Source organism: Streptomyces sp. NPDC088124, assembly GCF_040685895.1.
Taxonomy (GTDB): Bacteria; Actinomycetota; Actinomycetes; order Streptomycetales; family Streptomycetaceae; genus Streptomyces.
The window spans coordinates 20,756-42,876 of the sequence record NZ_JBFBJB010000073.1; the positions used below are offsets into that span (position 1 = coordinate 20,756).

Here is a 22,121-nt window from a genome sequence, read left to right on the forward strand (position 1 = left end):
GCGCGCGTTTTTAAGTCACGTGCTTGACTTAGATTACGGGGTGAGATTGCCTGACCGCACCGGAAGGAACAGTTCCGAGCGCAGTCGAGGGAGTTGAGCGAGCGATGGCCGGCACACTGAACGCGGCGGACCCCCAGCACGCCGCCGTACCGGGATTTCCGATGCAACGGGCGGCGCGCTGCCCGTTCGACCCGCCCCCCGGGCTGCGGGACAAGCAGCGGGAGGGGCCGCTCGCGAAGGTGCGGCTGTGGGACGGCAGCACGCCGTGGCTGGTGACCCGTTACGCGGACCAGCGCACCCTGCTCGGTGACCCGCGGCTCAGCTCCGACATCACCCGGCCCGGCTATCCGAGCGATGTGCCGGTCTCCGGCGCGGGGTCCATCGGGTTCATCCTGATGGACGACCCCGAGCACTCCCGGTTGCGGCGGATGGTGACGGCGCCGTTCGCCGTCCGGCGGGTGGAGGCGATGCGGCCCGCCGTGCAGAAGATCACGGACCAGCTGATCGACGCCATGCTGGCCGGCCCCGTACCGGTCGACCTCGTCCAGGCGTTCGCGCTGCCGCTGCCCTCGCTGGTGATCTCGGAACTGCTCGGAGTGCCCTACGGCGACCACGAGTTCTTCCAGGAGAACAGCAAGACCCTCATCAACCGCGCGGCGGCCCCGGAGGAGCGGGCCGCGGCCTCGGCGGCGCTGGCCGGCTATCTCGACGGGCTGATGGGCGAGAAGATCGCCCGCCCCGCCGACGACCTGCTCTCCGGGCTGGTCGCACGGATCGAGGCCGGTGAGCTGACCCGTTCCGAGGCGGCCCAGATGGGCGTCCTCCTGCTGCTCGCCGGGCACGAGACCACCGCGAACATGATCGCGCTCGGCACGCTCGCCCTGCTGGAGAACCCCGACCAGCTCGCCCTGCTCCGGGACACGGACGACCCGGCGCTGGTCGCCTCGGCGGTGGACGAGCTGCTGCGCTACCTCAACATCACGCACAACGGGCGCCGCCGGGTGGCCCTGGAGGACATCGAGATCGCCGGGGAGGTGATCCGCGCGGGCGAGGGGATCATCGTGCCCAACGACATCGGCAACCGCGACCCCGACATGTTCGAGGACCCCGACCGGCTCGACATCCGCCGCGACGCCCGCCGCCACCTGGCCTTCGGCTTCGGTGTCCACCAGTGCCTGGGCCAGACGCTGGCCCGGATGGAACTCCGGGTCGCGTACAGCACCCTCTACCGGCGCGTTCCCGGGCTGCGGCAGGCCGCCGCGACGGAGGACATCCCGTTCAAGCACGACGGATCCGTCTACGGCGTGTACGAACTGCCGGTGGCCTGGTGACCGCCGCTGCCGACCTCTCTCCACTCAACAGCTCCGCACTCAACAGCTCTTCCCCCGACCGTTCTTCCCTGACCGAGGAGACACGATGAGCCGCAACGACGACGAGCAGGTCCTCACCTACCCCATCCCCAACGACGCGCCCCTGGAGCCGCCCGCCGAGTGGGAGCGGCTCCGGCAGCAGTGCCCGGTCGCCAGGGTGAAGCTGCCCAGCGGCGACGAGGCGTCGGTCGTGACGCGGTACGACGACGTCAAGCAGGTGCTGTCCGACCCCCGGTTCCCCCGCCGGCTCGACGCCGCCGACGCGGCCCGGATCTCCGCCACCAAATCCGGCGGGCTCTTCAACAGCTCGATGTCGTCCGCGATCCCCGACACCGGCGAGGAGCATCAGCTGTGGCGGCGGCTGGTCGGGAAGTGGTTCACGGCCAAGCGCATGGCCTCGCTCCGCCCCGGCATCGAGGCCATGGCCGACCGGCTCATCGACGAGATGGTGGCGAGCGGCCAGCCGGCCGACCTCAAGGCCGCGCTCGGCTTCCCGCTGCCGGTGTGGGTGATCTGCGATCTGCTCGGGGTGCCCGAGTCGGACCGGGAGGAGTTCTCCCACTGGTCCGACTCGCTGCTCAACCTCACCCGCTACACGGAGGAGGAGGTCGCGGCGGCGCACCGCGCCTTCACCGACTACATGGCGGTACACATCGACGCCAAACGGGCCGCGCCGACCGACGACCTGCTCAGCGAACTGATCGTGGCCACCGGCGCCGACGGCTACCGGATGTCCGACGCGGAACTGGTCGCCACCGGGCGCGGGCTGCTGCTCGCCGGCCACGAGACGACCGCCAACCAGATCGGCAAGATGGTCGCCATGCTGCTCGGCGACCGGCGGCTCTGGGAGCAGCTGCTCGCCGACCGGTCGCTGGTGCGCTCCGCGGTGGAGGAGGCGCTGCGGCTGGACGCCAGCGGGGGGCTCGGCCTGCCGCGGTACATTACCGAGGACACCGAGATCGGCGGGGCGCTGGTGCCGCGCGGCACCACCATGATGTGCAACATGAGCGCGGCCAACCGGGACGAGCGGGTCTTCGAGAACGCCGAGGAGATGGAGCTCGGCCGCACCCCCAACGTCCACCTGGCGTTCGGCACCGGGGCGCACTCGTGCCTGGGCCAGGCGCTGGCCCGCACCGAGCTGCAGGCCGTACTGGACGTGCTGCTGCGCCGGCTGCCCACGCTGCGCCTCGCTGTCACCGTGGAAGAACTCCCCAAGCTCGAAGGCCTGATGGTCGGAGGGCTGCGTGAAGTACCGGTGAGATGGTGAACATGGCAGGCAGGACCGTACGGGCCGAACAGGTCAGCGCGACACGGGAGTCGATACTGACCGCCGCGGAGCGGCTGTTCGCCGAGCGCGGCGTGTACGCGGTCTCCAACCGGCAGGTCAGTGAGGCCGCGGGACAGGGGAACAACGCCGCGGTCGGCTACCACTTCGGGACCAAGGCGGACCTGGTGCGGGCGATCGCCCGCAAGCACGCCGCGCAGATCGAACGGATCAGGGCGGAGCGGCTGGCCGGCGCCGGTGACTCCACCGATGTACGGGTCTGGGTGACCTGCCTGGTCTACCCGCTGACGGAGCATCTGGAGGCACTGGGCAGACCCACCTGGTACGCGCGGTTCTGCGCGCAGGCGATGACCGACCCGGCGCTGCGCGCCACCATGATCGAGGAGTCGATGACGTCCCCCGCGCTCCGGGGGATCGTGGAGGGCCTGAACCGCACCCTGCCCGATCTGTCGGCCGAGGTGCACGCGGAGCGCGGACTGATGGCACGCCACCTGATGGTGCACATGTGCGCGGAGCGGGAGCGCGCGCTGGCCGAGGGCGCGGGCACCGTCCACTCCTGCTGGCACGACGCGGCCACCGGCATGGTGGACGCCCTCGTGGGAATGTGGCTGGCACCCACGACCCATCGCCCGTGAACACGCCCGTGAACAAGGGAGGCACGACCGTGAAAGTGACCGTCGACCAGGACAAGTGCTGCGGCGCCGGCACCTGCGTACTGCTGGAGCCCGCGGTCTTCGACCAGCGGGACGAGGACGGGATCGTGGTGCTCCTCGACCCCGCCCCGGACGAGAAGCTGTGGCCGACCGTCCGGGAGGCCGCCACCGTCTGCCCGGCCGCCGCGATCTCGGTGACCGAGGACGAGTGAGCCGGGAAGACTGAGCAGGGGAGGCTGAGCCGGGGAGACCACGCGCGGTCTCCGCGCGCGGAGAGGCCAGGGGCGGAGACGTTCGACGCGGAACGTCTCCGCCCCGGTGGCTTCCGGCGGGAAAGCCCCTGGCTCAGACGGCCGACCAGCCGTTGTCCACCGGCAGCACCGCGCCGTTGATGTTGCTCGCCGCGTCCGAGGCGAGGAAGACGATCGCCGCGGCCTGCTCCTCGGGCTCGGACACCTTGCCCACGAGACCGAGGTAGGGGCCGAGCGCGGCGGGACCCTCGGCGTCGGGCCTGGCGTCGACCTGGATGTGGGTCGCGGTGCCGCCGGGCGCGATCGCGTTGGTACGGACCCCCCGCGTCCGGTACATCACGGCGAGCGACTTCGTCAGCCCGACCACGCCGTGCTTGGCCGCGGTGTACGCGGCGCCGGCCGCGCTGCCGCGCAGAGCGGCCTCCGACGCGGTGAAGACGATCGCGCCGTTGCCCGTCGCCAGCAGGTGCGGCAGGGCGGCGCGGGTCAGGACGAACGGCGCCGTCAGATTGATCCCGATGACCCGCTCCCACTCGGCGTCGTCGGTCTCGCCGAGCGCCGACATGCGGTCCATGACACCCGCGTTGTTCACCAGGACGTCCAGCCCGCCGAAGCTCTCCACGGCCGCGGCGACGACCTGCTCCGCCACGGCCCGGTCGCTCAGGTCGCCGACGACCGCGCGGGCCGTGCCGCCCGCCTCCGCTATCGCGGCGACGGTGCCGTCGGCGCCCTCCTGGTTCAGGTCGGCGACCAGGACCCGGGCGCCCTCCCGGGCGAAGTGGAGGGCCGCGGCGCGGCCGATCCCCGATCCCGCGCCGGTGACGACGACACTGCGTCCTTCGAGGCCGGTGCTGCTCATCATGTGCCTGCTTTCCCTGTGGTCCGGGTTCGTCGCGTCAGGCAAGCACGTTTGAGTTACTTGAGTCAAGCAAGCAGATGATAAAGTGGTGCACATGCCCACACCGCCGCACACCGCCGTCCCCGTCTCCCCCGACATCATCGAGATCGAGCGGGCCCTCACCCACATCTCGTACCTGACCAACCGGGTCCGTCAGCACGAGCGCCTCATGGCGCTGGCCGGTGTCTCGCTGGACCGGGCCGCCGTCGCCATCCTGCGGGCGATGGCCGACTCCGACGCCCTGCGCCCCGGCGAACTGGCGGTCCGCCTCGGCGTCGAGGCGTCGCACATCACCCGCCAGGTGCAGCAGCTGCAGAAGTCCGGTTACGTGACGCGCGTCCCGGACCCCGACGACCGCCGGGCGCAGCGCGTCCAGCTCACGCCGGTCGGCCGGGACGCCATCGACCGGATCCGCGACGCGAGCCGCCGGGGCATGGAGATGGCCCTGGGGGACTGGTCGCCGCAGGACCTCCACCAGCTCGCCACCCTCTTCCACCGGATGGTCGACAACTTCCTCAGCCATTCCGTCGAGGACGACGACGCCGGGTCCCCGGGCACCGCGTGAGCGCCCGGGAGGTGCCCCGCCGTGGCCCACGAGCCTTATACGAACGGTCCGTCCGGGTATCCGAGTATCCGAACCTCGGTGAGAAACCCTATCCGACCAGGGGGAACGGGCGGCGGGTCCTGATCGTCGGGGACGATCCCGCAACCGTGGAACTGCTCACCACCACCATGGGACTCGCGGGCTACCGGACCGGAACGGCGAGCACCGCGCGGGAGGCGGTGTCGCGGCTCGTGGAGCAGCCGGCCGATCTGGTCGTCCTCGACATGACCATGCCCGGGATGAAGCGCTTCGCCAAATTCCCCCGGCTCCCCGTCGCGGACCGCCCGCCGCTGCTCTTCCTCGCCGCCCTGGACTCCCTCGAATCCCTGGCCTCCGGACTCGTCACGGGCAGCGCCGACTACGTGACCAAACCGTTCCGCATCGCCGAGGTCCTCGCCCGGGCCGAGACGCTGCTGCGCACCCGGAGCGCCGAGGGGCGGACCGGGACGCCGCGCTACGACGACCTCACCCTGGACGACGCCACCTGCCGGGCCCGGCGCGGCCGGCGCACGCTCGACCTCACCCCCGCCGAGTACCGGCTCCTGCGCCACCTGCTCGTCCACGCGGAACAGGTCCTCTCGAAGGAGCAGATCTGCCGGCATGTGTGGGGCGAGGGCCGCGCCGACAACGCGATCGAGAAGCTGGTCTCCCGGCTGCGACGCAAGGTCGACCAGGAGGGCCCGCCCCTGATCCACACCCGTAAGGGCTTCGGCTACTGGCTGGGCCACTGACGCCCACGCCCGGGGGCGGCCCGGTCCGGCCCCGCGCCGCACGCGCCCCGCCTGTGACCTGCCTCATGTCAGCTTCTTGTCAGGTAACCGACCGGAAGGCGTCAGCCCGTTCCGCTTCCATGGAGACCCACCCCTCCGCTCCGTGCGGAGCGACCCCTGCCCACCGAGGACAGAGACCGAGACGGAGACATGACACAGAGCACGCGGATCGTGGTCGTCGGCGGCTCGGCGGCCGGACTCGCCGCCGTCGAGACGCTGCGCCGGGAGGGGTGGCAACTGTTCGCCGACGGACGGGTATAAGGACGTATTAGCTCGTTTGAGTGTTGATCGTGGGATTGGCTTGCGGCGTCGTAGGGGCGTCGTAGGGGCGTCGTAGGGGCGTCGCAGGGGCGACGGAGTAGCGTCGGTGATGCGACTTGGGACGCCGGGTGTGGTGTCGGCGTGCGGGGCCCCTGTTCCACCAGCGAGATGGTCCAGGGCCTCCCCGTCGCCTCCGGCCACACCCATATGGCCAGGTCGTGAGGGACTCCGCCCGCCCGGTGCGGACCACGGACAGGATCCGTGTCACCGGCGTGACTGTCACCGAGGTGACGGGCGACGGCGCCCGGCTCGCCGACGGCGGCGTCGTCGAGGCCGACGAGGTGGTCGGACCAGTACGACATGAAGATCCAGGCGTTCGGTCATCTGCGCGGTCACGAGGAGATCGCCGTCGTCGCGGGCGACCTCGGCGAACGCCGCTGCGTGGTCGCCTACCGCACCGGCGACCGCCTCGCCGGGGCCCTCGCGGTCGGGATGCCGCCGAAGGCGATCCGCCCCTGGCGGCAGGCCGTCGCGACCCGCGCGACCTGGCGGGAGGCCATCGACGGAGCCGCGTGACACGGTCCGGCACGGCGGCGGGGAACGCGTCGCGCCGCCGTTGAACACACGAGCCGCCGCGTACGTATACGGGGGCGTGATACGCCTTCTCGCACACCGGCGGCACAGGCCGCGACGCCCGGGACCCCGTTCTGCGACGGCGGGGCTGATGGCCGTGGGGGTGCTGTTCCTCGCCGGGTGCGGGGGCGGCGACACGGACAAGGACTCGGCGGAGCCGGAGCGGCGCGCAGCCTCCGCCGCGCCCTCCGTCGAGCCGGTGAAGGCCGCGAAACCGGCCACGGTGGAGCAGCTCGCCGAGGCCGTCGGCTGTGAGGCCCAGATCAGGATGAAGGTGCAGGACTACCGCCAAGGGGTCTGCAAGAAGGGCGAGCTCCCGTACACGCTCATCACCTTCACCACGGAACAGAACCAGCGTGACTGGGTCGACTACGCGAAGATGTACGGCGGTTGGTACCTGGTCGGCAACCGGTGGGCGATCGGCACGAACAAGGGGCCGAACCTGGAGGCCGTCCAGGGCGAGCTCGGCGGCACGGTCGAGGAGGGCAAGGGGTACGCCTCCTCCGGCACCGGTAACGGTTCGGGTACCGGAACCAGCACCGGAGAAGACGTCTACGGACCCTGAGGTGCCGCCCCGGGGCTACCGGTACGTGAGGTCCGACGCGGAGTACTTGCAGTAGGTGCTGTCCGGGCCCGTGCCGTTCTTCGAGGGCTCGGCGCCCGTGTTGTTGCCGATGTACTTCTGGCACGGCACGATCTTCTTGCTGCTGTCCCCGACGATGGTGATGCCGCGCAGGGTCAGCGAGTCACCGTAGTTGGTGTTGATCCCGCCGATGACCCCGCCGGGCGCGGTGATCTCCGTGTTGGTGACGTTGATCGTGCGCTTGTACTGGGAGGAGCAGTTCCCGCAGGAGCGGACGAACGTCTTGAAGTCCTGCCCCGCGAAGTTGGAGATGTTCAGCGTCCCGCCGCCGTTGAACTGGAAGATCTTGTCGGCGGCCTTGCGGGCGCCGCCGCCGACGACGTTGAACGTCTTGCCGGTGCCCCGGAAGGTCGCCGCGTCCTCGCCGACATCCTCCCACCAGACGTTCTGCAGCGTGCAGCTGCCGGAGCAGTGGATGCCGTCGGCGGCCGGGGCGCCGAGGATGACGTTCTTCAGCGTCGCGCCGTCGGCGAGCTGGAACAGCGGGTCCTGGTCCTCGTTCTGGCCGCCGCTGCCGAGGTCGCCGGTGCCGTAGTAGCGCTTCATGCCGCCGTCGACGGTGCCGCTGACCGGCTTGGTCGCGCCCACGCCTTCGCTGCCGTTGGCCGACGGCCAGGTGGCGGCCATCGCGGACGGCAGGGTCAGTCCGGAGGTGAGCGCGCCGACGGTGAGGGCGACGGCGCCGAGGCCGCCGGCGACGAACCGGCGCCTCCTGGTACCGGACCTGGTACTGAGCTGCTTGCCGTGCTGCTGGTCACTCATGGTGAGACGGCTCCTTCAGTGGGGGTGTGAGTGGGGTGGGTGTCCTTGTGTGGGTTTCACGGGGTGGGTTTCACGGGGTGGTGATGACCGGACGCGGGGGCGTCGGCATGTTGTTGCCGATGAAGAAACCGGGGTGCGGCGGCTGGTTGTACGCCGTGTTCTGCCAGGCCAGCGCCGTCCGGTAGGTCCGGTCGTGGAGCAGGGTGGTGATCTTCCGGTCGGTCAGGTGCGGTGTGGAGTAGATGCGCAGCGCCGTGTTGTCGGCGGTGGGCCAGATGACCTCCTCGCGCCAGTCGCCGAGGATGTCGCCGGAGAGCGAAGGGGTCGCCTTCGTACCGTTGTTGGAGTGCACGTTGGAGGCCGTCAGCAGCCGGGTGTCGCCCGACGTGCCGTACTTGTCGATGCGCGTCCCGTCGAGCAGTTCGCGCACCGGGTCGCCGTCCCACCAGGCCAGGAAGTTGGTCGAGGACGGCTTGCGGCCCACGGCGGCGCCGCTCGTGGAGCGCAGCGAGCCGTCGGCCGACGACCAGGACTCGGCGCCGGGGCTGCCCGCCCAGATGTCGCCGGAGACGCCGCGGCCGTTGTCGCCGGAGGCCGGGGTCGACCACAGGACCTGTCCGGTCCTGGCGTCCGCGAAGTACGACGACGGCTTCGAGCCGTCCTCGTCCACCTTGAAGTACTCCAGCCCCGGGCGGGACGGGTCGAGGTCGCCGAGGTGGGCCGCGTCGCCGTGGCCGTTCCTGTTCGTCCACAGCCCCGCGCCGTTGTCGTCGACGGCCATCGAGCCGTAGACGATCTCGTCGCGGCCGTCGCCGTCCACGTCACCGATGGTCAGGGCGTGGTTGCCCTGGCCGTCGTACCCCTTGCCGGTGTTGGTGGAGCTGTTGGTGTCGAACGTCCACTTGCGGGTGAGCTGCCCGCCGGTGAAGTTCCAGGCGCTGATGACGGTACGGGTGTAGTAGCCGCGGGCCATGATCAGGGAGGGCGTGGCCCCGTCCAGATAGGCGGTGCCGGCCAGGAAGCGGTCCACGCGGTTGCCGTACGAGTCGCCCCACGAGGAGACGGTGCCGCGCGGCGGCACGTAGTCGACGGTCGAACGGACCGCGCCCGTCTGCCCGTTGAACACGGTCAGGTACTCGGGTCCGGCCAGGACGTAGCCGGAGGAGTTGCGGTGGTCGGCGGAGGCGCTGCCGATGACCCTGCCGGTGCCGTCGACCGTGCCGTCGGCGGTCTTCATGGCGACCTCGGCCCTGCCGTCGCCGTCGTAGTCGAAGACCTGGAACTGCGTGTAGTGCGCGCCGGAGCGGATGTTGCGGCCGAGGTCGATCCGCCACAGCCGCTGCCCCTGGAGGGTGTAGCCGTCGACGATGGTGTTGCCGGTGACCCCGGACTGCGAGTTGTCCTTGGCGTTGGTGGGCTGCCACTTCAGGACGATGTCGAGGTCGCCGTCGCCGTCGAGGTCGCCGACGGAGGCGTCGTTCGCCTCGTACGTGTAGTCGGAGCCGCCCGGCGGCACCGAGATGGGCACGTCGAGATAGCCCGGCCGGAACTGGATGGCGCTGGGCGAGGCGGCCTGCTCCGTCCCGTTCACGATGGCCCGCACGGTGTAGTCGGCCGAGTTGGGCGCGTCCTTGTGCAGGTAGTTCGTGGTGGTGATGGGTTCGGTGTTGACCTTGAGCGAGCCGCGGTAGAGGTTGAACGTGACGTTGTCGGCGTCGGTCGCCAGCCAGCGCCAGCTCACCAGGTTGTCGTTGCCGGTGTGCACGCTCACCGGACCGCGGTCGAGCCGCTCCATGCGTGCGGCGGCGAGCTGGGCCTGTGGCGGCGCGTCGGCGGCCTGCGCGGGGCTCGCCACGGGGGACATCAGGGCGGCGACGACCGCGCCGGCCGGAGCGAGCACGCCGAGCAGGTGCAGGCCGCGGGCGCGCGGGTGGGAACGGCCCGGGGGTGGGGGTCTGAACCGCACGGAATCCTCCAGAGGGGGTGGGGGTTGGGGCCCCTGTGCTCTCTGGTCGCCGCCCGTGCGGGAAAGGTTGCCGGCTCGGGCGGGGAAAGTTCCGGCGGTGCGACGACCCCCGGGCAGGCCGCTCCTCACCTGCGGTTCCCGGGGCATCCGCGGTCATCCGCGGTTTCCTCGGGGTCCCGCGGTTTCCTTTCCCGCCGCCCCGCGTGTCCCGCCGCCCCGCGGGCTACTTCTCGGGCTGCCCGGGCTGCCCGGGCTGCCGGCCCAGGCCCGCGGTGATCTCCGCGAGCGACGCGAGGATGTCGGCCTCCGAGGCGGCCTTGTCGACGCCCGCGTCGTGGAGCACGCCCGTACCGTCCTCGAACTCCAGCAGCGCCAGCAGGATGTGCTCGGTGCCGATGTAGTTGTGGCCCAGCCGCAGGGCCTCCCGGAACGTCAACTCCAGCACCTTCTTGCCCCCCGCGTCGAACGGCACCAGGGCGGGCACCGCCGCGGCCTTCGCCGGCAGTGCCGCCGTCGCGTGCTGCCGGACGGTGTCGAGCGGCACGCCCTGGGCGACGATCGCCCGCGCGCCGAGGGTCCCGGGCTGGCTGATCACCCCGAGCACGAGGTGCGCGGTGCGGATCTCGTCGTTCCCGGCGGCCTGCGCCTCGTTCTGCGCCGCGACCACGGCGCCCCGCGCGCCCGGGGTGAACCGGCCGAACCCCTCGTTCGGATCGAGGGCCGACGGCTCGGCGAGGGACTTCGGTACGAAGCGCTTCTGGGCGGCCTGCTTGGTGACGCCCATGCTGCGGCCGATGTCGGTCCAGGAGGCGCCGGAGCGCCGGGCCTGGTCCACGAAGTGGCCGATGAGGTGGTCCGCCACCTCGCCGAGGTGATCGGCGGCGACGACCGCGCTGGAGAGCTGGTCGAGCGTGTCGGAGTGGACCTTCTTGATGCCTTCGATCAGTTCGTCGAGGCGGACGGGGCTGTTGATCCGCACGGGCTTCTGGGTGGGGTTCTCGGGGTTCTCCATGTCGTCAACCTTAGGTTGACGATCGGGGAGCGTCAACCCGAGGTTGACGATTCGGTCGCGCTGTCGTCCTTGCCTTCGTGTGCGCTCCAACTCCTAATCTGCCGCCCATGGATGCCATGCAGGGCAGGACCCTGGGACACAGTGGAATCGCCGTCGGCGCACTCGGCTTCGGGTGCTGGGCGATCGGCGGCGAATGGCAGCGGCCCGACGGGGACCCGCTCGGCTGGGGCGCCGTCGACGACGACGAGTCCGTCGCCGCGCTCCGCCGGGCGCTCGACCTCGGGATCACGTTCTTCGACACGGCCGACGTGTACGGGACCGGCCACAGCGAGAAGATCCTCGGCCGGGCGCTGCGGGGCCACCGCGACGAGGTCGTCATCGCCACGAAGTGGGGCAACCTCTTCGACGAGGCGACCCGCACCGCCGACGGTCACGACGCCACACCCGGCCACGCCCGGCGGGCGCTGACCGCGTCACTGCGCCGCCTCGGCACGGATCACGTGGATCTCTACCAGCTCCACATCTCCGACGCGCCGCTCGACGCCGCCGCCGAACTCCGCGAAACCTGCGAGGAGTTGGTACGGGAGGGGCTGATCCGCGCGTACGCCTGGAGCACCGACGACCCGGAGCGTGCGGCGGTGTTCGCGCCGGGGGAGCACTGCGCGGCCGTGCAGCACGGGTGCAATGTGCTCCAGGACGCGCCGGAGATGCTGGAGCTGTGCGCGGAGCACGGGATCGCGAGCGTGGTCCGCAGCCCGCTCGCGATGGGCCTGCTCGCACGGGACCCCGGTGCAGGGGGGAACGCGGACACCGGCTGGGCGCTCGGCTCCGGTGACATCCGGACCGTACCGCCCGCGTGGCTGCACTGGTTCGGCGAGGGCGGGCTGCCGGTACCGGAGCAGGCGGCGCGGGTCGCCGCCGTACGGGACATCCTCACGTCCGGCGGCCGCACCCTGGCCCAGGGGGCGCTCGCCTGGCTCTGGGCCCGCAGCCCGCACACGGTGCCGATCCCGGGCATCCGCTCGGTCGCCCAGGCCGAGGAGAACGCCGGGGCGCTGCGGTACGGGCCGCTCGGCGAGGGCGAGATGAAGGAGATCGCCACGCTCCTCGCCCGGTAGCCGCCGGTGCCGGTCGGCCGCCGGTGCCGGTCAGCCGCCGTCCGGGATGCGCGCGCCCGCGCCGCTCACCCGGACGCGCGGGTCACCCTCCCGCAGCTCCACGGTCAGCACGCCGGGGCGGCCCATGTCCTCGCCCTGGTGCAGGGTGAGGACGGCGCTCCCGGCCACGGCGCCCAGCGCGCGCAGATACGCCCCGAACGCCAGCGCGGCGGCGCCGGTCGCGGGGTCCTCGACCACACCGCCCACCGGGAACGGGTCGCGGACGTGGAAGACGTCGGCGGACTCCCGCCACACGAGCTGCACCGTGGTCAGGTCCAGCCGGCGCATCAGCGCTTCGAGCCGGTCGAAGTCGTACGCGAGATCCGCGAGCCTGGCACGGCTCGCGGCGGCCAGCACGAGATGGCGGGCGCCCGCGAAGGCGATACGGGGCGGCAGGGCCGGGTCCAGATCGGCGGTCGGCCAGCCGAGGGCGCCCAGGGCCTCCCGTACGTCGTCCTCCGCCACGCCGGTGACGTCCGGCTCGACGCTGGTGAGCGTGGCCCGCAGGGTCCCGTTCTCCTCGGTGACGGTCACCGGCACCGTACCGGCGCGGGTCTCGAAGACCAGGTCCCCCGGGCCGGTCCGCTCGGCGAGGGCGACGGCGGTCGCGACGGTGGCGTGTCCGCAGAAGGGGACCTCGGCCTTGGGGCTGAAGTAGCGGATGGTGAACACCCGGCCGTCACCGCCCGCCGCGCCGCCCGCCGCGCCGTCCTTCGGAAGACCGGTCAGGAACGCGGTCTCGCTGTACCCCAGTTCCGCCGCGACCGCGAGCATGCCGGCGTCGTCGAGCCCCCGCGCGTCCAGGACGACACCGGCGGGGTTTCCGCCCAGGGGGTCGGTCGAGAAGGCGGTGTACCGGAGCACGGCGGGGGACTCCGGGGCGGGTGCGTCGTGAGTGGTCATGCCACTGCCCAACCGCACGGATTGGCACCCTATTCCGGCTCCCCGACCCTCCGGCTTCCGGTCACCGCGTCACGACAGCAGCCGCCGCTCGTTGGCGACCGCCACCGCGCCCGACCGGGTGTCCACCCCCAACTTCCCGTAGATCCGGCCGAGATGGGTCTTCACCGTGGCCTCGCTGATGAACAGGGCGCGGGCGATGTCCCGGTTGCCCAGGCCGCGCGCCAACTGCTGGAGGATGTCGCGCTCCCGCCCGGAGAGCGCGGGGCGCGGGCTGCGCATCTGGGCCAGCACCCGGTCGGCGACCGGCGCCGACAGCGCCGTACGCCCGGACGCCGCGTCCCGGATCGCGGCGAACAGCTCCTCCGGCTGCTCCGCCTTGAGCAGATAGCCGGTGGCGCCCGCCTCGATGGCGCGGGTGATGTCGGCGTCGGTGTCGAACATGGTGAGCACCAGCACGCGCGGCGCCGCCGCACCCGGCACGGCGCCGGAAACCAGCCGGCGGGTGGCCGTGACCCCGTCCATGCCGTCGCCGAGCTGGAGATCCATCAGGACGACATCGGGCCGGACCCGCGCGGCCACGGCCAGGGCCTCCTCGCCGCTGCCCGCCTCGCCGACCACCTCGATGCCGTCGGTGCTGGACAGCAGCGCGCGCAGCCCGGCCCGTACGACGGCGTGGTCGTCGCACAGGAGCAGCCGCACGGTCGGGGCGCCGTCGGCGGGCGCGGCATCGGGCGGGGCGGCGTCGGTCGGGCTCATGGGGCGGCCTTTTCGAGGAGGTCGGGGATGGTGAGAGGCAGGGCGGCGGTCACGACGGTGCCGCCGCCCGGTTCGGACTCGACGGTGAGTGTGCCACCCGAGCCGAGGGCCCGGACCCGCATGGCCGGCAGCCCGTGCCCGCGCCCCGAGCCCGCGCCGGGGGCGGGCCCGGCATCCGGGTCGAAGCCACGCCCGTCGTCGGCGACGTCGAGGGAGACCTGGTCGCCCAGCCAGGTCAGGGTCAGCGCGGCCCGGGTCGCCCCGGCGTGCTCGCGCACATTGGCCAGCGCGCCCTGCGCGATGCGCAGCAGCGCCGCCTCGGTCCGCTCGGCCAGCGGCCCCGGGGTGCCGTCGACGCGCAGCTCCACCCGCAACCCCGGGCCGCTCTCCCGGTCGGCGAGCGCGCCCAGCGCCTGGACGAGGGTGCGTTCCGCGAGGTCGGCGGGGGCCAGGTCCTGGACGAACCGGCGGGCCTCGGTGAGCCCCCGGGCCCCGATCTCGGCCGCCTCCCGCAGATGTCCCCGGGCCGCGCCGGGGTCGGCCCGCCAGAGCCGGTCGGCCGCCTGGAGCATCATCTGCTGACTGGACAGGCCCTGCGCGAGGGTGTCGTGGATCTCCGTGGACAGCCGCTGCCGCTCGGCGAGGATCCCCGCGCGCCGCTCGGTGGCGGCCAGGTCGCGGCGGGTGCGGACCAGGTCCTCGATCAGGCCGCGCTGCCGGGCCGCCTGGCGCTGGAGGGTGATCAGGACGGCGGTGCCGACGGCGGCGACGGCGGGCGGGACGATCACCGCGTTGGGGTCGAACACGCCCTCCGCGAACCGCAGTTTGGAGGCCACCACCAGCAGTGTCAGTACGGACGCCAGCGCCACCGCCGTCCGGGTGGGCAGGGTGTGCAGCCCGGTGAAGAAGAGCGGCATGGCGCACCACGCGGCGCTCGGCGCGACGACGAGGAGGACGACCCAGACCGCCAGCACCGCCCCCAGCCAGAGCGCGTACCGGACGGCGGGGCGGGCACCGGGGCGCGGCGCCGGCGCGAGGACCCGGCCGAGCGCGTACAGCACCCCGAAGACGACGAAGAGGGCGACGATCCAGCCGGCCCCCGGCTCGCCGCCGTGCAGGAGCAGATGGCGGACGAGCGAGGAGCCCAGCAGCAGGAAGAACGCGGCATGCATGACGACGGGCAGCCACCGCCCGTCGGGGTCGCCTCGTACACCGTCACCGGTCCGCGCGTCCCGTTCGGCGCGTGCGCCGTCATCGGTCCGCGCGTCCCGTTCGGCGCGTACACCGGGACCGGTCCCCGCGCGGCCCTCCGGCTCGCCGTGTCGTACCACCGCAGACCTCCGCATCGTCCCGCCCGACTCCTTCTCCCTCAGCAGTCCTCACGTCCGCTCCGCCGCGCCGCATCAACCGATCGGTCGATACGGACGTCCCCCGCGCCGCCCGCGAACGGGAGCCGGTCCGCCGAACCCCGCTCCCCGTTCCCGTGGGGAAGCTGGTACCAGCACCCGCCGAGGCACCGGCCGCGGCGCCGGCACACAGGGGAATCCACATGCCTGCCAAGAATCTCACCGTCAACCGCGCCTCCCTCGGGCACCGTGTCGGCTACGCCCTGCGCCACCCCGGACGGGCGCCGCGCTTCCTGGCCCGCGCGGCGAGGGACACCTGGCTGCGTTACCGCTGGCCCGACCACATCGCGTACTACCGCGCCGTGATGCGCTCCGACACCCGCGCCGACCCGGACCTGGCGGTCGGCAGCGCCAGCCATGAGCGGTGGCTGGCCCTGGGGACGATGCAGTTCGACTACCTCATCGGCCACGGGCTCCGCCCCGAGCACCGGATGCTGGAGATCGGCTGCGGCAATCTGCGGGCGGGCTGGCGCTTCATCAGCCACCTGGAGCCCGCGCACTACTACGGCATCGACATCTCGCCCGACATCCTCGCCGCGGCCCAGAACACCCTGGTGGACAGGGGACTTCAGGACCGGCTCCCCACCCTGACCCCGGTCCGCGACCTGAAGCTGGCCTTCCTGCCCGACGCCCGGTTCGACGTCGTGCACGCGCACAGCGTCTTCTCGCACTCCCCGCTCCCGGTCATCGAGGAGTGCCTGGCCAACGTCGGCCGGGTGCTCGCCCCCGGCGGCTGGTTCGACTTCACCTTCGACCGTACGGAGGGCACGGAGCACCAGGTGCTGCGGGAGGACTTCTACTACCGTACGGAGACGCTCATCGCCCTGGCCGAGAAGTACGGCCTGTCGGCCCGCTTCATGGCCGACTGGGAGGAACTCCCGCACGGCCAGTCCAAGATCCGCGTCACCCACGGCCCGGGCACCCGGCGCGCCTCCTGACCCGCGCCTCGGACCGACGGCCTCACCCGGAAGCCGTCAGCCCCGGCCCACGAACGGCATCGACGTCGCCAGCACCGTCGCGAACTGGACGTTCGCCTCCAGCGGCAGCTCCGCCATGTGCAGCACCGTCCGCGCCACATCCGTCACGTCCATGACCGGCTCCACCGCCAGTTCGCCGTTGGCCTGCGGCACGCCCCGCCGCATCCGCTCCGTCATGTCGGTCGCCGCGTTGCCGATGTCGATCTGCCCGCAGGCGATCCGGTACGGGCGGCCGTCCAGCGACAGCGACTTGGTGAGGCCGGTCATGCCGTGCTTCGTCGCGGTGTACGCGACCGAGTCGGGGCGCGGCGCGTGCGCCGAGACCGAGCCGTTGTTGATGATCCGGCCGCCCTGCGGGTCCTGCGCCTTCATCAGCCGGAACGCCGCCTGCGCGCAGAGGAACGTACCGGTCAGATTGGTGTCGACGACCTTCTGCCAGGCGGACAGCGGCAGGTCCTCCACCTTGATCCCGCCGGGGCCGAACGTGCCCGCGTTGTTGAAGAGCAGGTCGAGCCGGCCGTACCGCTCGCGCACCGCCGCGAACAGCGCGTCCACGTCGCCCGGTTGGGACACGTCGGTCCGTACGGCCAGCACCTCGCCCCGTGGCCCCGCCGCCCCACCCTCCGGACCCGCGTCCAGCGCCGCGGCGGCGGTCTCCTCCAGCGCCGCCGTCCGCCGGCCCGCGAGCACCACCGACCAGCCGGCCCCGCTCAGCGCCACCGCGACGGCGCGGCCGATGCCCGAGCCCGCCCCGGTCACGACGGCCACGCCCCGTCGGCCCCCGCTCCCGCCGCTGCCGCCGTTCCCGCTGCCGCCGTTCCCGCTGTCGGTCCTCCGCATGGCGTCCATGGCCACGCAGCGTACGTGAGGTACAACGTTCAGCGGCACGCGGATCTCATCCGCCCGACATGTGTTTGTTGTGCACCCGACAACGGGCGGTCTCCGTCACCCACTGCACTGTCAGGGACACCCACCGTCAGGGGAGGGCCACATGACACCTGCCGCACATACCCCCGAACTGCGGGCCGCCGCCGCGCACATCGGCCGGCGCCGCCTCCTCACCGGCACCGCTGCCGCCGCCGCGCTCGCCTTCGCCGTCCAGCTTCCCGCCGAGGGCGTCGCGGGCGCCGCCGAGCTGGACGCGCGGCGGCTCACCGAGGACCCCTTCACCCTCGGCGTCGCCTCCGGCGATCCCCGCCCGGACAGCGCGCTGCTCTGGACCCGGCTCGCGCCCCGCCCGTACGAGCCCGGCAGCGGACTGCCCCGTACCCGCGTGACCGTACGGTGGGAGCTGGCCCACGACGCCGCCTTCCGCAGGACCGTCCGGCGCGGAGAGGCCACCGCCCACCCCGAGTTCGACCACAGCGTGCGCGTCGACGTCCCCGGGCTCGCCCCCGACCGGGTGTACTACTACCGCTTCCGCGCCGGTACGTGGCTCAGCCCCGTCGGCCGCACCCGCACCGCGCCCGCCCGCCACGTTCGTACCGGCGAACTGAAACTCGCGGCGATCTCCTGCCAGGCGTACCACGACGGCTACTTCACCGCCTACCGCCACCTCGCCGACGAGGACCTCGATGTCGTCTTCCACCTCGGCGACTACCTCTACGAGTACGCGGTCAACTCCGCGGGCGGCGCCCGCGACTACACCGACCGCGTGCTGCCCGCGCACTACAACCACGAGACGGTCACACTGGAGGACTACCGGCTGCGCTACGGCCTCTACAAGTCCGACCCCGATCTGCGGGCCGCGCACGCCGCGCACCCCTTCGTCGTCACCTGGGACGACCACGAGACCGAGAACAACTACGCGGACGACATCCCCGAGAACGACGTGCCGCCCGAGGAGTTCCTGCTGCGCCGCGCCTCCGCGTACCGCGCCTACTGGGAGAACCAGCCGCTGCGCGCCCCGCAGCGCCCCACCGGCCCCGACATGCGGCTCTACCGGCGGCTGCACTTCGGCCGGCTCGCGCAGTTCGACATCCTCGACACCCGCCAGTACCGCTCCGACCAGGCCTACGGCGACGGCTGGCGGGTACCGGGACCGGAGTCCGAGGACCCCGCGCGCACCATGACCGGCGCCGCCCAGGAGCGGTGGCTGCTCGACGGCTGGCGCACCTCGGACGCCACCTGGAACGTCGTGCCGCAGCAGGTGACCTTCGCGCGGCGCCGCGACCGTACGACCGCCGACTTCAAGCTCTCCATGGACGCCTGGGACGGCTACCCGGCCTCCCGGCAGCGGCTGCTGGACGGCGTCGAGGCGGCCGGGCTCGCCAACTTCATGGTGCTGACCGGCGATGTGCACACCGCCTACGCCTACGACCTGAAGAAGGACTGGGACGACCCCGCGTCACGCACCCTGGGCACCGAGGTCGTGGCGACGTCCATCTCCAGCGGCAAGGACGGCGCGGACCGGCCCGCCGACTGGGAGCGGCTGACGACGGCCAACCCGCACATGAGGTTCTACAACGGGCGGCGCGGATACGTGACCGTCGCGCTCGGCGCCCGCCAGGCGCGCGCGGACTTCCGGTCCGTCGCCGCGGTCACGGTGCCCGGTGCCCCGGTCACGACGTCGGCGTCCTTCGTGACCGAGGCGGGCAGTCCGGGCCTGCGCCCCGTGTAGGCCCTGTCGTCCAGGCCCTGTCGTCCAGGCTCTGTCGTCAAGCGGCCGAGCGCGTGGCGCCTTCCCGCGGAGGCGTCACCGCTCCTGGTCCACGGGGTAGCGGACGCCGACGCGCTCCCGTACCGCGTCGAGCGTCCGCATCACCGCGAGCGTGCCGTCCAGCGGCACGAGCGGCGACTCCGTCGCGCCCGCGCGCAGGCAGCGCATCACCTCGGCCGCCTCGTACTGGAGACCGTGCAGCGTCGCCGCCGGCCCCGCCGTGATCTCCTCGGGCTCCGCGCCGTCCCGGTGCAGGACGAACCGGTCCGCGTGGAAGAAGCCGGACGGCAGGTCGATCCGGCCCGTGGTGCCCGTCACCGTGGCGGTCGCCGGGGTCCGCCCCTCGATCGAGCACGACAGCAGCGCCGTCGCCCCGGACTCCCAGCCCAGCAGCATGCCGGTGTTCAGGTCGACGCCCTCGGGCGAGAGCAGGGCATCGGCCTGTACGCGGTCGGGCTCGCCCAGCAGGAGGTGCGCGAAGGAGACCGGATAGACGCCGAGGTCGAGCACGGCGCCCCCGCCGAGCGCCGGGTCCCGCAGCCGGTGGCCGGCCGGGAAGGGGCCCTGGATACCGAAGTCCGCCTGGACGGTACGGATCTCACCGATCGCCCCGTCCCGCACCAGCTCCGCCAGCCGCAGGACGACCGGGTTGCAGTACGTCCACATCGCCTCCATCAGGAAGACGCCGCGCTCGCGGGCGAGGGACACCAGCTCCCCGGCCTCCCGGGCGTTGAGCGTGAACGCCTTCTCGCACAGCACCGGCTTGCCCGCCGCCAGCGCGAGCCCGGCCGCGGCCCGGTGCGCCGAGTGCGGTGTCGCGACGTACACGACGTCCACGTCCTCGTCGGCGACGAGCGCCGCCCAGTCGCCGTACGCGCGCGGGATGCCGAACCGGCCCGCGAACTCCTTCGCCGACGCCTCGCGCCGCGAGGCCACCGCGACGATCTCCGCGTCCGCCAGCTCCTGTACGTCGGAGGTGAACCGCGCCGCGATACCGCCCGTCGCCAGCACACCCCAGCGCACCGCACGGCCGTCCGGAATCTTCCCTGCTGTCATCGTCGCCTCACTCGCCGCCTGCTTCATGGGTCCCGACTCGCTTCATGGGTCCCGACTCAATGGTTCCCGACCACTTAATGGTTCCCGACCACTCCGGCTGAGCTGAGAGCATAGACAGGTAATTCAACGACATGGAGAGATGGATGCCGGACGGCGGCCGCACCACTGAAGGACGTACCGAACACATACGACCCGAGCAGCGCCGCTCGGCACCCAGCGGGACCCGCACCGATACCCGCACCGATACCCGCACCGAGGCACTCGCACCGGGGGCGGTGGTCGCCGCGCGCCGTGCCGGGCTGCTCGTCACCCTCGTCCTCGGCGGACTCACCGCGCTGCCGCCGCTCTCCATGGACATGTACCTCCCGGCCCTGCCGGAGGTCACCCGCTCCCTGGGCACGACCGCAGCGACCGCCCAGCTCACCCTGACCGCCTGCCTCGCCGGCATGGCGCTCGGCCAGATCGTCGTCGGCCCGATGAGCGACAAGTGGGGGCGGCGCGGACCGCTGCTGACCGGCATGGTCGTCTACGTCGTCGCCACCGCGATCTGCGCCTTCGCGCCCACCGTGGAACTCCTCGTCGGCTTCCGGCTGCTCCAGGGACTGGCGGGCGCGGCGGGCATCGTGATCGCCCGCGCCGTCGTGCGCGACCTGTACGACGGCATGGAGATGGCCCGCTTCTTCTCCACGCTCATGCTGATCTCCGGCGTCGCCCCGGTCATCGCCCCCGTGATCGGCGGCCAGGTGATGCGCCTCACCGACTGGCGCGGCATCTTCGTCGTCCTCACCGTGGTCGGCGTCCTCCTCACCCTCGTCGTCTGGAAGTGGCTGCACGAGACGCTCCCGCCGGAGCAGCGGCACAGCGGCGGCGTCGGCCACGCGCTGCGCACCATGCGGGGCCTGCTCGCCGACCGGATCTTCACCGGCTACATGCTCGCGGGCGGGCTCGCCTTCGCCGCGCTCTTCGCGTACGTCGCCGCCTCGCCGTTCGTCGTGCAGGAGATCTACGGCGCTTCGCCGCAGACCTTCAGCCTGCTCTTCGGCGTCAACTCCATCGGCCTGATCGCCGTCGGCCAGCTCAACGGCAAGGTGCTGGTCGGCCGGGTCTCCCTGGACCGGGTGCTCGGCGTCGGCCTGCTCGTCATCGTGGGCGCCGCGCTGGCGCTGCTGCTGATGACCGCCGGGGTCTTCGGGGACGTGGGTCTCTTCCCGGTCGCGGCGGGGCTGTTCGTCCTGATGTCCGCGATGGGCCTGGCGATGCCCAACACCAACGCCTCCGCGCTGATGCGCACCCCGCACGCGGCGGGCTCCGCGTCCGCCCTCATCGGTACGGCGTCCTTCCTGATCGGGGCCGTCGCCTCGCCGCTGGTGGGGATCGCGGGAGAGGAGACGGCCGTTCCGATGGCCGTCGTCCAACTGGTGTGCGCGGCGGGTGCGCTGGCCGCGTTCGTGGGGCTCGTACGGCCGTGGCGCCACCAGCGTCCGGCGGACCTGCCCGTCGCCTGAGGATTCACCCGCACCGGGGCCGGTTCCTTGGACCCGTTCCGGTGGCCGGGTGGGCCGGTCGGCGGCTCGACCGACCGGCCCCGGCCCCTCAGGCGGGGCGGCCGGACAACCCGCCGTGCAGGTGAGCGGCGAGCGCGTCCGCCGTCGGCTTCTCGACTCATCGGTTCCACCGAAGCAGGGGCCAGCATCTGCGGACCCTGCGCCGGAGTCGATCTCACCTACGCATGCCAGTGCTGCGGCACGAGCGAAAGGATCTTCCGCGAGCAGTTGTGCGTCCGTTGCTTCGCCACGAAGCAACGGGCCGAAGCTCTCGGTGGACAGGGCACAACGGTTCCCACACAACGGCAGCACTTCCACTCGGCTCTCGCCACCGCAGGACACCCCCGCAGAGTGGCGCATTGGCTGACCCGCGCCGGAGTGCCCGCCCTCCTGTCCCAGCGGTGGTTTGTTGACTGCGGGCGGTAGAGATCAAGTGGGTGGCCTGCGCCGACGGCGTTGATCAGGGCTTGGAGTTCGGGTGGCGGGGGTGCGTTGGTCCAGGCTCGCCAGCAGCGTTGGAGGGTGGTCCAGGGGTCGAGCCAGGCCCTGACTGCG

20 protein-coding genes and 1 pseudogene are annotated in these 22,121 nt (G+C 72.3%); 12 read left to right on the forward strand and 9 right to left on the reverse strand.

Annotated features, from left to right (window positions below):
- Window positions 1-104: 104 nt before the first annotated feature.
- The 4 genes from AB0P17_RS37960 to AB0P17_RS37975 all read left to right on the forward strand — a co-directional run bounded on the left by AB0P17_RS37960 (window position 105) and on the right by AB0P17_RS37975 (window position 3,520).
- Window positions 105-1,331: a cytochrome P450 gene (locus AB0P17_RS37960; protein WP_365818660.1), complete on the forward strand. Its 1,227-nt coding sequence runs from the start codon at window positions 105-107 to the stop codon at window positions 1,329-1,331.
- An 85-nt stretch (window positions 1,332-1,416) separates the two neighbouring features.
- Window positions 1,417-2,637, forward strand: coding sequence for a cytochrome P450 (locus tag AB0P17_RS37965; protein ID WP_365818662.1), 1,221 nt, complete (start codon window positions 1,417-1,419; stop codon window positions 2,635-2,637).
- Between the two features lie 2 nt (window positions 2,638-2,639).
- On the forward strand, window positions 2,640-3,290 hold the full coding sequence (locus AB0P17_RS37970) for a TetR family transcriptional regulator (protein ID WP_365818664.1): 651 nt from the start codon (window positions 2,640-2,642) through the stop codon (window positions 3,288-3,290).
- 29 nt (window positions 3,291-3,319) lie between these two features.
- Window positions 3,320-3,520, forward strand: coding sequence for a ferredoxin (locus AB0P17_RS37975; protein ID WP_365818666.1), 201 nt, complete (start codon window positions 3,320-3,322; stop codon window positions 3,518-3,520).
- 133 nt (window positions 3,521-3,653) lie between these two features.
- Here the strand turns inward: AB0P17_RS37975 and AB0P17_RS37980 are convergent, their stop codons facing one another.
- The gene (locus AB0P17_RS37980) at window positions 3,654-4,421 is read right to left on the reverse strand and encodes an SDR family NAD(P)-dependent oxidoreductase (protein ID WP_365818668.1); all 768 of its coding nucleotides are present in this window, start codon (window positions 4,419-4,421) and stop codon (window positions 3,654-3,656) included.
- Between the two features lie 91 nt (window positions 4,422-4,512).
- Here AB0P17_RS37980 and AB0P17_RS37985 point away from each other — a divergent pair, with 91 nt between their 5' ends.
- The 4 genes and pseudogenes from AB0P17_RS37985 to AB0P17_RS38000 all read left to right on the forward strand — a co-directional run bounded on the left by AB0P17_RS37985 (window position 4,513) and on the right by AB0P17_RS38000 (window position 7,290).
- Window positions 4,513-5,022 carry a MarR family transcriptional regulator gene (locus AB0P17_RS37985; RefSeq protein WP_365818670.1) on the forward strand — a complete coding sequence of 170 codons (510 nt, stop codon included), beginning with the start codon at window positions 4,513-4,515 and terminating at the stop codon, window positions 5,020-5,022.
- 119 nt (window positions 5,023-5,141) lie between these two features.
- Window positions 5,142-5,792 carry a response regulator transcription factor gene (locus tag AB0P17_RS37990; RefSeq protein WP_365818694.1) on the forward strand — a complete coding sequence of 217 codons (651 nt, stop codon included), beginning with the start codon at window positions 5,142-5,144 and terminating at the stop codon, window positions 5,790-5,792.
- Window positions 5,793-6,434: 642 nt separating this feature from the next.
- Window positions 6,435-6,668: pseudogene (locus AB0P17_RS37995) on the forward strand (oxidoreductase C-terminal domain-containing protein); the annotation flags it as partial.
- A gap of 148 nt (window positions 6,669-6,816) precedes the next feature.
- Window positions 6,817-7,290 (forward strand): hypothetical protein, encoded by a 474-nt coding sequence (locus AB0P17_RS38000; RefSeq protein ID WP_365818672.1) that lies wholly within the window; start codon window positions 6,817-6,819, stop codon window positions 7,288-7,290.
- Between the two features lie 15 nt (window positions 7,291-7,305).
- Here AB0P17_RS38000 and AB0P17_RS38005 read toward each other — a convergent pair whose 3' ends face one another.
- The 3 genes from AB0P17_RS38005 to AB0P17_RS38015 form a co-directional block, all read right to left on the reverse strand.
- The gene (locus AB0P17_RS38005) at window positions 7,306-8,130 is read right to left on the reverse strand and encodes a pectate lyase (protein WP_365818674.1); all 825 of its coding nucleotides are present in this window, start codon (window positions 8,128-8,130) and stop codon (window positions 7,306-7,308) included.
- Between the two features lie 70 nt (window positions 8,131-8,200).
- Window positions 8,201-9,994: a rhamnogalacturonan lyase gene (locus AB0P17_RS38010; protein WP_365818696.1), complete on the reverse strand. Its 1,794-nt coding sequence runs from the start codon at window positions 9,992-9,994 to the stop codon at window positions 8,201-8,203.
- A 325-nt stretch (window positions 9,995-10,319) separates the two neighbouring features.
- The gene (locus AB0P17_RS38015; RefSeq protein ID WP_365818676.1) at window positions 10,320-11,108 is read right to left on the reverse strand and encodes a Clp protease N-terminal domain-containing protein; all 789 of its coding nucleotides are present in this window, start codon (window positions 11,106-11,108) and stop codon (window positions 10,320-10,322) included.
- 107 nt (window positions 11,109-11,215) lie between these two features.
- On the opposite strand from AB0P17_RS38015, the gene AB0P17_RS38020 reads away from it, so the two are divergent.
- On the forward strand, window positions 11,216-12,226 hold the full coding sequence (locus tag AB0P17_RS38020; protein ID WP_365818678.1) for an aldo/keto reductase: 1,011 nt from the start codon (window positions 11,216-11,218) through the stop codon (window positions 12,224-12,226).
- Window positions 12,227-12,256: 30 nt separating this feature from the next.
- On the opposite strand, the gene AB0P17_RS38025 is transcribed toward AB0P17_RS38020, so the two are convergent.
- The 3 genes from AB0P17_RS38025 to AB0P17_RS38035 all read right to left on the reverse strand — a co-directional run bounded on the left by AB0P17_RS38025 (window position 12,257) and on the right by AB0P17_RS38035 (window position 15,096).
- Window positions 12,257-13,168 (reverse strand): PhzF family phenazine biosynthesis isomerase, encoded by a 912-nt coding sequence (locus AB0P17_RS38025; protein ID WP_365818680.1) that lies wholly within the window; start codon window positions 13,166-13,168, stop codon window positions 12,257-12,259.
- A 69-nt stretch (window positions 13,169-13,237) separates the two neighbouring features.
- Window positions 13,238-13,924, reverse strand: a complete 687-nt coding sequence (locus AB0P17_RS38030; RefSeq protein WP_365818682.1) for a response regulator transcription factor — start codon at window positions 13,922-13,924, stop codon at window positions 13,238-13,240.
- The gene (locus AB0P17_RS38035) at window positions 13,921-15,096 is read right to left on the reverse strand and encodes a sensor histidine kinase (protein ID WP_365818698.1); all 1,176 of its coding nucleotides are present in this window, start codon (window positions 15,094-15,096) and stop codon (window positions 13,921-13,923) included. The genes AB0P17_RS38030 and AB0P17_RS38035 overlap by 4 nt, the downstream gene beginning before the upstream one ends.
- A 377-nt stretch (window positions 15,097-15,473) precedes the next feature.
- Between AB0P17_RS38035 and AB0P17_RS38040 the strand changes: the two genes are divergently transcribed.
- Entirely contained in the window at window positions 15,474-16,268 is a 795-nt protein-coding gene (locus tag AB0P17_RS38040) for a methyltransferase (RefSeq protein WP_365818684.1), read from the forward strand.
- 36 nt (window positions 16,269-16,304) lie between these two features.
- On the opposite strand, the gene AB0P17_RS38045 is transcribed toward AB0P17_RS38040, so the two are convergent.
- A complete protein-coding gene (locus tag AB0P17_RS38045) occupies window positions 16,305-17,147 on the reverse strand; it encodes an SDR family oxidoreductase (RefSeq protein WP_365818700.1) in 843 nt (280 codons plus the stop codon).
- A 151-nt stretch (window positions 17,148-17,298) separates the two neighbouring features.
- On the opposite strand from AB0P17_RS38045, the gene AB0P17_RS38050 reads away from it, so the two are divergent.
- Entirely contained in the window at window positions 17,299-18,927 is a 1,629-nt protein-coding gene (locus AB0P17_RS38050; RefSeq protein WP_365818686.1) for an alkaline phosphatase D family protein, read from the forward strand.
- Between the two features lie 75 nt (window positions 18,928-19,002).
- On the opposite strand, the gene AB0P17_RS38055 is transcribed toward AB0P17_RS38050, so the two are convergent.
- The gene (locus tag AB0P17_RS38055; protein ID WP_365818688.1) at window positions 19,003-20,022 is read right to left on the reverse strand and encodes a Gfo/Idh/MocA family oxidoreductase; all 1,020 of its coding nucleotides are present in this window, start codon (window positions 20,020-20,022) and stop codon (window positions 19,003-19,005) included.
- 131 nt (window positions 20,023-20,153) lie between these two features.
- Here AB0P17_RS38055 and AB0P17_RS38060 point away from each other — a divergent pair, with 131 nt between their 5' ends.
- On the forward strand, window positions 20,154-21,527 hold the full coding sequence (locus AB0P17_RS38060) for a multidrug effflux MFS transporter (protein WP_365818690.1): 1,374 nt from the start codon (window positions 20,154-20,156) through the stop codon (window positions 21,525-21,527).
- The last annotated feature ends 594 nt before the right edge of the window (window positions 21,528-22,121 follow it).